The following is a 12,391-nucleotide window of genomic DNA, read 5'->3' as shown; positions in this document are numbered from 1 at the left end:
TTCTACCTATCCGCCGCCAAGAGTGCCGCTCTCCCGCTCGCCTCCAACGTAAGACCAAAATTGGCCTAACAAGAGTCGAACTAGCAGCAGAGAACACCTGTAAGTCCGATATTGGCCTTACAAGTGCTGCCAAGAGTGCCGCTCTCCCGCTCGCCTCCAACGTAAGACCAAAATTGGCCTAACAAGAGTCGAACTAGCAGCAGAGAACACCTGTAAGTCCGATATTGGCCTTACAAGTGCCGCCAAGAGTGCCGCTCTCCCGCTCGCCTCCAACGTAAGACCAAAATTGGCCTAACAAGAGTCGAACTAGCAGCAGAGAACACCTGTAAGTCCGATATTGGCCTTACAAGTGCCGCCAAGAGTGCCGCTCTCCCGCTAGCCTCCAACGTAAGACCAAAATTGGCCTAACAAGAGTCGAACTAGCAGCAGAGAACACCTGTAAGTCCGATATTGGCCTTACAAGTGCCGCCAACCGTACCGCCCTCCCGACAACCTCCAACGTAAGACCAAAATTGGCCTAATAAGAGTCGAACTAGCAGCAGAGAACACTTGTAAGGCCAAAACTGGCCTTACAAGAGCCCGTTGCGTCGAGTCCGCCGTAGGAGAGGAAGAGATAATAATATTCGGTCTCCGGGCTGTACATGATGTAAGCTCCTTCAATTCGACTGCGATTGGCTCCCAGCGGCTTTTTGCCGTAGCCTTGTCCCGGATGCGGTTTTCCTGTCGTCGGGTCCAGGGTAAGAATGTAGATGCCGCCCGAGTATGAAACCGTAAACCATCCACAGATTGCCGTCCTTGTCAAAGAAAACGTCGGGATCGACGACGTTAGGGTGTACAGTCGCGTCGTATTTTGTCCCATCGTCGCTTACCCCGGCATGCCCGATTTTAAAATAATGCCCAAATCCTTATAAGGCCCTTCAGCGCTATCCGCTACCGCTACACCTAACGCGGACAATGGAGAATCTCCCTTGCACGCATTGTAGTACATATAAAATTTGCCGTCAGCGAGCTGGATGACATCGGCAGCCCACAACGTATTCGTTTTCGCCCATTCGAACGTCTCTTTCAGTTCTGACCGTACGTTTGGGATGAGCGGATTGCCGCTTTGAACGCCGTTCGATATTTGCTTCCTGGTCATCAAATCGTCAGATTTGGCCGATGCCAGATGCGAGCCAAACACATAGTAGGAATCGTCTGCGCGAAGCACCGAAGGGTCGTGCGAATACCTGCAAAAGAGCTGTTGCAGGTATTCGCTATTTAGCTGTACTTGCCCCTAGCCTCTAGCCCCCGTAATTTTTCAGGTGCAGGCAGGGGCTAATCCTAATCTCCTTCACACCTCCAGCGGCGTCAAATGGCGCACGGTGTCGCGTTCATGCTTGCGGAATTCGCCGGGGGTGCGGCCGGTCCATTCGACGAATTGGCGGCTGAAGCTTTGCACGTTCTCGTAGCCGATCCGAAACGCGATCGACTCGATCGTATCGGTGCTGGCTGCGAGCATTTGCATCGCTTCCTGCCGTTTCAACACCATTAAATATTCACGCGGCGACATGCCGTACGCAATGCGGAATACGCGGTAGCCATGGCGCCTGCTTATGCCAAGCTTCCCCGCAATACGCTCCAGCCAGTTATACTCCGAATCCGAATCCGTATCCGCGTCATCTGCGCTCCGTTTCTCTCGTGCTCCCGCCCCCTTAGCGACATTGTCTCCGCCATTAACAAGGACGAGCTTCTCGATTTCCTTCGCGATCAAATAAGGGAGCGAGGGCTTCCACTCGTAGTCCTTTCCCCGCTGCTGCTGGCTTAGGCGCTGCTCCAGCTCCCAGGCAATCGCATACAGCTCGGCAAACAGCTCGATCCGCGAATTCAGCTCGCCGGAGAGCAATTGCGCCATTTTGCGAATATGAGGGACAAGCGCTTCATTGATCGGATGGCCGGTCCGGTACAGCCCTTTATTTTCCCGTTCCAGCAGCTCGATGAAATAAGGGTCGGGAAGCTGCACATGCATGCAGAAGTAATGCATTTCCTCGGAATCATCTACACGAAAATCATGCAGCTGCATCGGCGGAACGACGAGCAAATCGCCTTCCTCCTGCACATACTCCACGCCGCCGATCGTTGTCCGCTGCTTGCCGCTCAGCACCAGATTGAACTCGATCATCATGTGGTGGACATGCCGTCCGCAAATCCAGCCCTTCTTGGCTACGCCGGTATGCGAGCCGAACAGGCATGCTTCCGAACGGATATAAGGATTGCGATGGTTCGTCGACAGTCCAATTTTGTTTAAATTTTCAGCCACAAGGATGCACCTGCTTTCTGAATTTTGATGTCCCATTATGTTAAATCATTTTTGCTGAAACGACCGAAAATGTGATGGCAGATCGCCGTAATGCGCTTTATACTTGTGACTAATAACGAATGAGCGCTTAGCGTCTCATAAACGGAAAACTATAGAGATGCCTTTATTTTAAAGGTAAAAGCGGGTGAAGAGAAGATGGGGAAAACAAATGCCGCTGCGGCCGCAGAGCTGTCGCTGGACTATTCGAAACGATTTGAGCAGGAAAGCGAAATCGGACAAAATCCGAAGCCGCTTCGTTTGCTGTTAAGCCTGTATCGCGATCATTGGAGCAAGATCATATTATCGGCGGTATACTACGCGATCAAGTCGGCTCCGGTATTCGTGCTGCCGATTATAACGGCTAATATTATTAACATTATTAGCTATCCAGACAGGCACGCGATGAGCGAGTTCTGGCTCAACTTGATCATCATCGTCGCCGTCATCGCGCAGAACATACCGACGCATACGCTGCACATCAGCTATATCAGTAAAGCGGTGCGCCACGTAGAGGCCGGGCTGCGGAGCACGCTCGTTCGCAAGCTGCAGCAGCTGTCGCTCAGCTATCACGGCGATTTGAGCGGCGGCAAGCTTCAGGCTAAGGTGCTGCGGGACGTTGAAGCGATCGATTTTCTGTCGCGGCAAATGATGATGCAGATCATACCGGCATTTATCAATTTATTTATTATAATCGGCATTACGCTGTATCACAGCTGGATTGTCGCCTTGTTCTTCGTGCTGATGGGACCGGCGGCGATTATGCTAGTCCGTGTTTTCCAAACACGGATGTCTAAGCGCAACCGCGAGGTGCGCCGCAATATTGAAGAAATGTCCGGCAAAGTGTCGGAGACGGTAGAGATGATTCCCGTCACGCGGGCGCACGGATTGGAGGATGTCGAAATCCGCAAGGTCGACGGCGCGCTTCAGGATATTAGGCAGCGGGGACATCAACTTGACGTGTTGGAGGCGTACTTCGGCTCGACGAGCTGGGTCAGCTTTCAGCTTTTCCAGGTCGGCTGCTTGTTCTTCACCGGATATTTGGCTTATCGCGGTTATATGGAAATCGGCGACATCGTCATGTACCAGGGCTTTTTCGGCATGATGGTCGGCTCGGTCAATGCAATTCTAAACGTTTATCCGAATCTGGTGAAAGGCTTCGAATCGTTGCATTCCGTATCGGAGATCGTGATGTCGCCTGAAACGGAGGAGTATAAGGGGCGCGTGAAACCGGACGTCATCCGGGGCGAATACAAGTTTGAGGGCGTTGCTTTTCAATATAAAAATGCCGATCGCCATGTGCTCGAGGATTTGACGCTGCATGTGCGCGCCGGCGAGAAAATCGCTTTTGTCGGCGAATCCGGCTCCGGCAAATCGACGATTCTAAACCTTATAATTGGCTTCTATCGTCCGCAGAAAGGGAAGGTGTGGATTGACGGCATACCGATGGATGAGCTTGCGATGAAGCGTTACCGGCAGTCGCTCGCGATCGTTCTGCAGAACAACATTCTTTTCTCCGGTACGATTCGTGAAAATATTACATACGGCCTGCCTAACATTCCCGAGGAACGCATTAAGCAGGCCGTATGGATGGCGAATTTGCAGGATGTCATCGACAGTCTGCCCCAAGGCTTGGATACGAAGGTTGGCGAGCATGGCGGACGGCTGTCCGGCGGCCAGCGCCAACGGATCGCTATTGCCCGTGCGCTTGTCCGCGATCCGCGCATCATCATTCTCGACGAAGCGACATCCGCGCTGGACAACATTAGCGAGAAGCATGTGCAGCAGGCGATGGAGCAGCTGATGGAGGGACGCACGACGTTTATCGTCGCGCATCGCCTCTCGACGATCCGCAATGTGGACCGCATCGTCGTCATGAAAAAGGGCCGAATTATCGAGATGGGCACCTATGACGAGCTTTTGGAAAAACGCGGCGAGTTTTACAAGCTGAAAAACCTATAGCTGCACATCCAATCAGCCTTCGGCCAGCGCTTGCCGCTGTCCCGAGGGCTTTTCTTTTTTTCTTCCGAAGCCGTTCGGCCCAAGAAACAGCATGGAGAGCAGCTTCGACTGCGACAGAAGCCATGCGATGCCAAGCGGTATGATGACGCCCGCAGCGGTAAAGACGAACGTGCCGTATTGCAGGCCAAGCCCGTATTCCAGCACAATATTAACCGGAACATGAAGGTACATAATTGCAATCGTGACGGTGCCGAGAAACGCCAGCGCATTAGATGCTTTATACCGCGACGCCCAGTAGCATAGCTGGAGCACGACGAGCACGCAGGCGATGGGAACGATCAGGTCGAGCAGCGGCTGATTGTAGATTTTGTACTTCATGTCGATGCGGAAGGTCCACAAGCCGCCCATGTTCAGACCTGCGGCAAGGAACCATACCATAAGCGCGGGAATAAAAGCTGAGCCTTTGTCCAGCAGCTCGGGCAGCCAGGTTTTGCCGATATAGCCGAGGAAAAAGAATACGATTGCCATCAGCGCGACGTCGGCGTTCCACGGAATATCCCAGCCCGCCATCGGCGACATGCTGACGGCATGGGCGGCCGCATAGCATAGGGCGACGGCGATAGCCGCTTTTTTCAAAGAAAAGCGGGATAAATAGCCCATAAGCAAATGGACGACGAGCAGGCAGGTAATGAACCAAAAGACACCGTACCATCCGCCCAGCACCGTGCCGCCATAAGCCAGCAGCAGCAAGTCTTTCGGTATGGATGACAAATCACGCATCTTCAACGCTACAAGAATAGCGATGCAAATCCCGTAAGCGCAGTAGGGAACGAGAAAAAAACGAACCCGTTTTACAGCCCAGCGCCAATAGCCCAAGGCGGGCACCTCTTTGAACAGCAGTCCGCTCACCAGGAAGAACAGCGGCATGCGGAACCAGCCCAAATAAGGATTGATAAGCTCGTTGCCGGCATGTCCCATAACAACAAGGATAATGCTGAGGCCGCGGGCGACATCGATCCATTTTTTGCGTTCCTTCACGAATTCCCTCCATTCGATTCTATAATTTTCCTTTCTACTTAACGATAATCCATTCGAAAAAGCTCGAAAATAGGCGGATACGTTCAATTCCGTAGGTCTTTGAGTCCCGCAGTTTATGGACGTATTTTCCAGTTCGTTTTAGAATGGAAGATAGTTGTATCTAGAGTCCGAACAGAACGGGAATAAGGGAGGATAAGAACGTATGGATAAAACGCCGGGCAAGCTGCTAGGGAAGGGCATGACAGCCGAGGTTTTGGAATGGGAGGAAGGCCGGGTCGTCAAGCTGTATAAGGAAGGCGCGGATCGAGGATGGGCGGAGTATGAGCGATGGGTTACCGGGGCGGTTCAGCAATCCGGTGCGCCGGCTCCGGCCATTTACGGGATAATGGAGCATCAGCAGCGGTTTGGCGTCATTATGGAGCGCATCGACGGCGTACCGCTTTCGCGCGAAATGATTGCTCATTTGGAGAGAGGCGTTGAGATCGCACGCGAGATGGCGGAGCTTCATGCAGCGATCCACCGGTGCCAAGCGCCGGATTTGCCTAGGCAGGAGAAGCGTTTGGAAGAAGGCATTCACGCATCCGAAGGGTTGTTGATGGGAAAATTAGGTCCTGTACTTGAATATTTGAGAACACTTACAATAAGTGGAGAAGGTTCGTCGGTTAGCATATGCCACGGCGACCTGCATCCGGATAATATCGTTCGGACTGCGGCAGGTTTAAAGGCAATTGATTGGATGAACGCCCATGCAGGCAATCCGGCCGGAGATGCGGCGCGAACCTCACTTATGTTTCTGAGCCCTTATTTGCCGGCAGAAGTGCCAGGCGCAACAACGGAGATGATTATGTCGTATAAAATTCAGCTGAACGAAGCTTACATACAGCGCTATTGCGAGCTTATGGGCGTCGGCAGAGAAGCGATCGAGCGATGGATGGTCCCGGTCGCAGCAGAACGATTGAGGGAGAACGTGCCGGGCGAGCGGGAATGGCTGCTTACCATGATCGAAGAGGGGATGTTAACGTGAAAAAAGGCTATATTGCAGGTGCGGCTTTGTTTCTTGTTCTGTTGACAGCTGGAGTGACGGCGGTCGTTTGGCCTGACGCAAAGAGCGGGGATCTGACACTGGAGCAAGCGCTTGCCTCCGAAAATATCGCATACACCGCTTCTGAAGCGAAAGAATCGGACCGCGTCGACGTGAACGGCGTTCGACCGCGCCTATTCAGCTTGTCTGCGGAAGAGCGGCTCTACGTATATGACTATGATACGAGCGAAGCGTGCAACGCCGCATATGAGGAAAGACAGAAACAGCAGCTGATTATGAGCTCGTTCTCGCCGATTTTTTTCCGCGCAGACGATCAATTGATTCTTTATTATTACAACGTTCAGCCGTCAACAGGGATCGTTGCCGCGACCGAGGAAACAAAGTACGGCGAGCAACTGGGCCGTGCGATTGAGAGCTACAAGAAACATAACAAGATTTAATGGAGCGCGATAGGAGGAAACAGGAGATTGGCGCCTGTTTCCTATTTCTTTGCCATTGAATGCTGAGCAGCAGATGGAGCAATACTTAAAAACAGGAAAATTTCGGAGCTTGCAGAGGAAACGGAGTAAGGAGCTGTTCTTATATGCGATTAGATTGCGCCATTATCGGGGGAGGCCCGGCGGGATTGAATGCCGCGCTGGTGCTTGGACGAGCAAGAAGAAGCATTGTGCTGTTTGACGACAATAAGCCGAGAAATGCGGTGACCCGCGAGTCGCATGGCTTTATTACAAGAGACGGCGTTAAGCCTGTCGAGTTTCGGGCGATTGCGCATCAGGAGCTGAGCAAATATCCGTCCATCGAGATTGCAGCCAAAAGGGTAACAGCCATTGCGAAAAAGGGCGCGTCGCTGTTCGAAATCGAGACGGAAACAGGAGATACATATACGGCGCGAACCGTTATAATAGCGACGGGCTTGAAGGAGCAGCTTCCGGCTATTACGGAGATTGCGGATTATTACGGCCAATCGTTGTTCAGCTGCCCTTATTGCGACGGCTGGGAGCAGCGCGATCAGCCGCTGGTCGCTATCGTAGATACTGCCGATCACGCATTCCATATGGGGATGATGGTCTATCAGTGGAGCAAGGATCTGGCGATCTGCTTGAACGGCGGAGAAGCGCTTGACGCTGAACGCGAGGCGAAGCTGCGCAGCAAGGGCATTCAGGTTTACGGACAGCGGATCCAATCGTTGAAGGGCTCAGGCGGCAAGCTTTCCGGCGTTGTTTTTGAGGATGGCGCAGAAATTGCGCGCACCGGCGGCTTCGTTACGACGAAGTGGGAGCATTCGGGTTCGTTTGCGGAGCAGTTAGGGTGTGCGCTAAATGAGCATGGCGGTATAGCGGCCGACGATTTCGGCCGGACAAGCGTCGATAGCGTCTACGCTGCAGGCGACGCTTCAGTTATTGTGCCTGCGCAGCTCATTGCGGCGGCAGCGGGCGGAAGCCGAGCGGCAATGGGCGTCAACGCCGAGTTAATGCACGCTGATTTCTAGCATTGCTGCGACATTTATGAGAAAGCCTTCCTCTTCTTGCCAGCATTCGGTTATAATGGCTAGCATTAAGCAGAAATGAGTTTGGGAAGTCGTAAGGAGGGCTATCGTGTCACCGAGAAATGTCGCAAAGGATCAGCAGTTAAGGGAAGTCCGGAGGGAGCAGATTCTCGATTGCTCCCTGCAATTGATTGCGAAGCGGGGACTGGATTCCGTAGGCATGAAGGATATTGCCAATGAAGCGGGAGTCAGCGTCGGCAACATGTACAATTATTTTAAAGCAAAGGACGATATTATTAGCGCGGTGCTGGAGAGAGGCCAGGTCGGATACGGCAGAATGGTCGCTGAAATGGCGTCGATCGATAAGGATGCACGGGAAAAGCTTTATGACATTTGTGCGGGCTGGATCGCAACTCCAAAGAATTGGGCGTTTACGATTATGCTGCAAAGCATTCGAACGAATGAAATGGCAAATCCAGATCTGCGAGAAGCCGCGACGAGGCGATTTACCGCCAATTTGCAGCCGATGGCCGACATTATGAGGCAAGGACAGCAGGCCGGCGTCCTGATCGATGGCGATCCACAGCAGCTTGCTTTTTATTTTGTCAGCTTGATTCAAGGCTTGACGCTGCAGCTTGCGCCTGGCTATGAGATTCCGGTTGAAATTCAAGCGGAGAGCATCGTGCGTTTATTTTGTGCGGAAAAAAATAGTTTGACAACGCAATAAGGCTGTTGCTATTATAGCAAATAACAAAACGAACCACCGTTCAGTTTGTAAGTGGAAAATTGAATACCGTCGAATCGACCAGACAACTGGAGATGGACACGGCAGCTCACTTGTAGGCATACAAGCGATATTTTCCGTGAAGTCTCTTTTTTTTAAACGTTAATTCCGAGTAATCGGGTAAGTTTTATAAAAATTAAGGGAGGGATCGCGATGGCAGCGGAAACACTCGTGATCGAACAGCTCAACCGTACCTTTTCTTCACCGGAAGGCGACGTCGTGGCGCTAAGCAACATTGAATTGAAGGTGAAGAAGGGCGAATTCATTACATTGATCGGCCCAAGCGGCTGCGGCAAGAGCACGCTGCTCAAAATCGTAGCGGGCCTCGATACGAATTATACGGGTTCGGTTCTTCTGAACGACAAGCCAATTGACGGTCCCAGCATTGAGAAAGGGTTTATTTTTCAAGAGCCGAGGCTATTCCCATGGCTGACCGTGGAGAAGAACATCGCCGGCAACCTGTCGCTCAAGGACCCGAAGGTGCGCGCCAGAGTAGATGAGCTGATCGAGCTCGTCCGGCTGAAAGGATTCGAGAAATCGTATCCGCGCCAGCTGTCCGGGGGGATGGCCCAGCGGGTGTCGATCGCTAGAGCGCTGCTGCGCAATCCCGACGTGCTGCTGCTCGATGAACCGTTCGGAGCGCTGGACGCTTTCACTCGCGCTCATCTGCAGGAGGTGCTGCTCGATATATGGCAGACGAATCGGACGACGATGCTGTTCGTCACGCATGACCTGGACGAAGCGGTGTTCCTCGGCGAACGGGTCGTCATTATGAATCCCCGACCGGGACATATTCGGAGCGTGCAGCCTGTCGACCTTCCATTTCCGCGCAAGAGAGCCAGCGTTTCGTTTCAAGAGCTTCGGCGGAAAGTGCTAAGCGAGTTCGAAAAAGTAGAAGAGCCAGCGGTCGATCACGGGGCGGGCATTTAACGAAATTAAACATTGGGGAGAGATGAAAGATGAAGGGGAATCTTTTGAAAGTATGGGCGTTAATTCTGGTCGTGGCGGTGCTGGCAGCAGGCTGCGCAAATGCGGAGAAGGAAAATGCAGGAGCCGAAGGCGGCAACAAGTATGAAGGGCTGACGGTTAAGCTGGGCGTTCAAGGCAGCGGCGGTCTGTTCGGCAAAGCCCGCGAAGAGAAGTGGTTTGAAGAGGCGTTCGGAGAATTGGGCGTAAACGTTGAATGGGCGGAGTTCCAAAGCGGGCCTCCAATGACGGAAGCGATGGCTTCCAATCGCCTTGATTTTGCGGGTCTCGGCAACATGCCGGTCGTAGCTGCGCAAGCGGCGGACATTCCGTTCAAAGTTATCTCTCATTTGATCCAAGGCACAAACAACGTTGCGATCATCTTGCCCAACAACAGCGAAGTGAAAACAATCGCCGATCTGAAAGGCAAAAAAGTAGCGGTTGCGAAAGGAAGCAACGCCTACAATTTCTTGTACCGCGGTCTTGCAGAAGCCGGCATTAAAGACTCCGAGGTTGAAATTATCCAGCTGCAGCCTGACGAAGCGCAGCCGGCGTTCGAATCGGGCGGCGTTGACGCCTGGGCGACTTGGGATCCGTACATCACGCTGAATACATTGACCGGCAAAGCTAAAGTGCTGGCGGACGGCGAGCAGCTGGGCGTATTGTCCCCATCCTTCCAAATCGTTCGCAAAGACTTTGCCGAGAAATACCCGGAGCTTGTAACGCTCTATCTCGAGGTGTTCGAGAAAGCCCGCCTTTGGGAGGAGCAAAACCTGGATGAAGCGCTGAACCGTTACGCGGAAGAGCGCAAAGTGCCTGTGGATGTCATTAAAGGAACGCAAGAACGTTCGAAAATTATCAATATTCCGGTTAGCGACGAAATTATCGCCGAGCTGCAAAAAACGGCAGACTTTCAGTTCTCGATCAAAAACATCCGCAAGCAAATTAACGTAACCGAGCTGTTTGACAATCAATATGTAGAAGAGGCTTTGAAATCAAGCAAATAAGGCAGCGGCGGACAGCTTGTCCGCCTCGGTGATCAAACGATAACGAAATGAGGCGGTAACGATGGAGAAGGCGGCGGCCACACAGCTTGCGAAGCAAACACCGAGACAGCGGCAACAGCAGCGACAGCAGCGTCAAAGTCAGCGTCAGCGGCGATCCGGCGGACAGCTTTCGATCCAAATTACGAATGCGCTGCTGGCGGCTCTGCTGCCGGTTGCGATCATAGTCATCTGGGAAGTCGCAGGAGCTATGGGCAGGCTGAACCCGATTCTGCTGCCGACGCCGAGCAAAATTTGGGAGGAATTCGTCAGCTTGACCGCTTCCGGCGAGCTGGCGAGCCATCTGGGCATTTCCGCTTGGCGGGCGCTGCTCGGCTTTCTACTCGGCGGCGGGCTGGGGCTTGCCGCAGGCATCTGGGTCGGCTTTTCCTACAAGACGGAACGGCTGCTCGATCCGACGCTGCAAATGCTGCGAACGCTGCCGCATTTGGCCATCGCTCCGTTGTTCATTCTCTGGTTTGGCTTTGGCGAAACGTCGAAAATATTGCTGATCGCCAAAGGGACGTTTTTCCCGTTGTACGTAAACACGTTTCTTGGCATCCGGTCCGTTGACGGCAAGCTGTTTGACGTTGCCCGGGTGCTGCAGTTCAGCAAATGGCAATTGATTATGAAGCTGATCGTGCCTGCTGCGCTGCCGAATATTTTGCTCGGCGTCCGATTGTCTGTCGGCGTGGCATGGCTTGTCCTTGTCGTTGCGGAAATGATGGGCTCCAGTTCCGGCGTCGGTTTTCTGATCAATGACGCGAGGTCTTTTTCGATTACCTCTGTCGTATTTGTCGGCATTATCGTGTTTGCCGTCGTCGGCAAGTTTAGCGATTCGATCGTCAAGCTGCTGGAGCGCAGATTGCTGCGCTGGCAGGACAGCTATAAAGGAGATGGAGCGTCATGAGCGAACAGGTGTTGAACGATAAAAGCGCGCGTTCGCGCGAAGCCGGCTGGCTTGCCGCCATTCCGAAGCCGCTTCACGGCTGGCTGCTGCCTGCAGCTATTGCGATTGTATGGCAGGCGGTAGGGCAGTTGGGCCTTATCTCCGAGTCATTGCTGCCGACGCCGCTTGCCATTGCGATTCGATTCGTCGACTTGGTCGCAAGCGGGGTGTTTTTCGAGCATTTCAATATTAGCGTGTATCGGGCGCTGCTCGGATTCCTGCTCGGAGCCGGAACGGGGCTGCTGCTCGGGCTGTTCACCGGACTTGGCAAAATTGCCGAAAAAACGCTCGATCCATCGCTGCAAATGCTGCGGACGATCCCGCTGCTGTCGCTGATTCCGCTGTTCATTCTTTGGTTCGGCATCGGCGAGTTTTCAAAAATATTAATGATTTCGCTCGGCGCGTTCTTTCCGGTCTACGTGAACACGTTTCTCGGCATTCGGAACGTCGATCTCAAGCTCTTCGAAGTTGCCCGCATTTTTCAATATTCGCGGCTGCAGCTTGTGGCCAAGCTGATCATTCCGTCGGCGCTGCCTAACATTTTGCTCGGCGTCAGGCTTTCGCTAGGCATTGCCTGGCTGGTGCTCGTCGTCGCGGAAATGATGGGAACGAGCGCGGGCATCGGTTATATGATTCAAGACGCAAGAGCTTATATGCGTACGGATATTGTATTTGTCGGCATTATTTTGTTCGCTGTGATCGGCAAACTGTCCGATTCCGGCGTGCGGCTGCTGGAAAACCGCTGGCTGCGCTGGCGCGATACGTTTAAAGGGTGACCAACACCGAAAC

The 12,391-nt window shown here is 53.0% G+C and carries 11 protein-coding genes and 1 pseudogene; 9 read left to right on the top strand and 3 right to left on the bottom strand.

Translation table 11 applies throughout. The annotated features are described in order from the left end of the window. Positions 1-577: 577 nt before the first annotated feature. Together GOM71_RS09300 and GOM71_RS09295 are read right to left on the bottom strand one after the other, a co-directional pair. Positions 578-1,258 (bottom strand): annotated as a pseudogene (locus tag GOM71_RS09300) (family 43 glycosylhydrolase); the annotation flags it as partial. A 72-nt stretch (positions 1,259-1,330) separates the two neighbouring features. Beyond that, complete coding sequence (locus tag GOM71_RS09295) at positions 1,331-2,296, bottom strand: AraC family transcriptional regulator (RefSeq protein WP_173275434.1); 966 nt, start codon at positions 2,294-2,296, stop codon at positions 1,331-1,333. Positions 2,297-2,491: 195 nt separating this feature from the next. On the opposite strand from GOM71_RS09295, the gene GOM71_RS09290 reads away from it, so the two are divergent. Beyond that, positions 2,492-4,294 carry an ABC transporter ATP-binding protein gene (locus GOM71_RS09290; RefSeq protein WP_156280191.1) on the top strand — a complete coding sequence of 601 codons (1,803 nt, stop codon included), beginning with the start codon at positions 2,492-2,494 and terminating at the stop codon, positions 4,292-4,294. A 12-nt stretch (positions 4,295-4,306) separates the two neighbouring features. Here GOM71_RS09290 and GOM71_RS09285 read toward each other — a convergent pair whose 3' ends face one another. Then, positions 4,307-5,332, bottom strand: coding sequence for an acyltransferase family protein (locus GOM71_RS09285; RefSeq protein ID WP_156280184.1), 1,026 nt, complete (start codon positions 5,330-5,332; stop codon positions 4,307-4,309). A 202-nt stretch (positions 5,333-5,534) separates the two neighbouring features. On the opposite strand from GOM71_RS09285, the gene GOM71_RS09280 reads away from it, so the two are divergent. The 8 genes from GOM71_RS09280 to GOM71_RS09245 all read left to right on the top strand — a co-directional run bounded on the left by GOM71_RS09280 (position 5,535) and on the right by GOM71_RS09245 (position 12,378). Then, positions 5,535-6,356 carry a phosphotransferase family protein gene (locus GOM71_RS09280; RefSeq protein WP_156280182.1) on the top strand — a complete coding sequence of 274 codons (822 nt, stop codon included), beginning with the start codon at positions 5,535-5,537 and terminating at the stop codon, positions 6,354-6,356. Next, the gene (locus GOM71_RS09275; protein ID WP_156280180.1) at positions 6,353-6,814 is read left to right on the top strand and encodes a hypothetical protein; all 462 of its coding nucleotides are present in this window, start codon (positions 6,353-6,355) and stop codon (positions 6,812-6,814) included. The genes GOM71_RS09280 and GOM71_RS09275 overlap by 4 nt, the downstream gene beginning before the upstream one ends. Before the next feature lie 143 nt (positions 6,815-6,957). Then, complete coding sequence (locus tag GOM71_RS09270; RefSeq protein ID WP_156280178.1) at positions 6,958-7,863, top strand: NAD(P)/FAD-dependent oxidoreductase; 906 nt, start codon at positions 6,958-6,960, stop codon at positions 7,861-7,863. Between the two features lie 106 nt (positions 7,864-7,969). Then, positions 7,970-8,587 (top strand): TetR/AcrR family transcriptional regulator, encoded by a 618-nt coding sequence (locus GOM71_RS09265; protein ID WP_367649525.1) that lies wholly within the window; start codon positions 7,970-7,972, stop codon positions 8,585-8,587. A 210-nt stretch (positions 8,588-8,797) separates the two neighbouring features. Next, on the top strand, positions 8,798-9,574 hold the full coding sequence (locus tag GOM71_RS09260) for an ABC transporter ATP-binding protein (RefSeq protein ID WP_156280176.1): 777 nt from the start codon (positions 8,798-8,800) through the stop codon (positions 9,572-9,574). 29 nt (positions 9,575-9,603) lie between these two features. Next, positions 9,604-10,617, top strand: coding sequence for an aliphatic sulfonate ABC transporter substrate-binding protein (locus tag GOM71_RS09255; protein WP_156280170.1), 1,014 nt, complete (start codon positions 9,604-9,606; stop codon positions 10,615-10,617). A gap of 61 nt (positions 10,618-10,678) precedes the next feature. Continuing rightward, positions 10,679-11,563: an ABC transporter permease gene (locus GOM71_RS09250; protein WP_156280168.1), complete on the top strand. Its 885-nt coding sequence runs from the start codon at positions 10,679-10,681 to the stop codon at positions 11,561-11,563. Further along, a complete protein-coding gene (locus GOM71_RS09245; RefSeq protein WP_156280166.1) occupies positions 11,560-12,378 on the top strand; it encodes an ABC transporter permease in 819 nt (272 codons plus the stop codon). Before GOM71_RS09250 ends, GOM71_RS09245 begins: the two co-directional genes overlap by 4 nt. The last annotated feature ends 13 nt before the right edge of the window (positions 12,379-12,391 follow it).

Source organism: Paenibacillus sp. NEAU-GSW1 (assembly GCF_009737085.1).
GTDB lineage: Bacteria > Bacillota > Bacilli > Paenibacillales > Paenibacillaceae > Pristimantibacillus.
The sequence above is the reverse complement of the archived record's forward strand: the minus strand, read 5'-3'. Positions and strand labels throughout refer to the sequence as shown.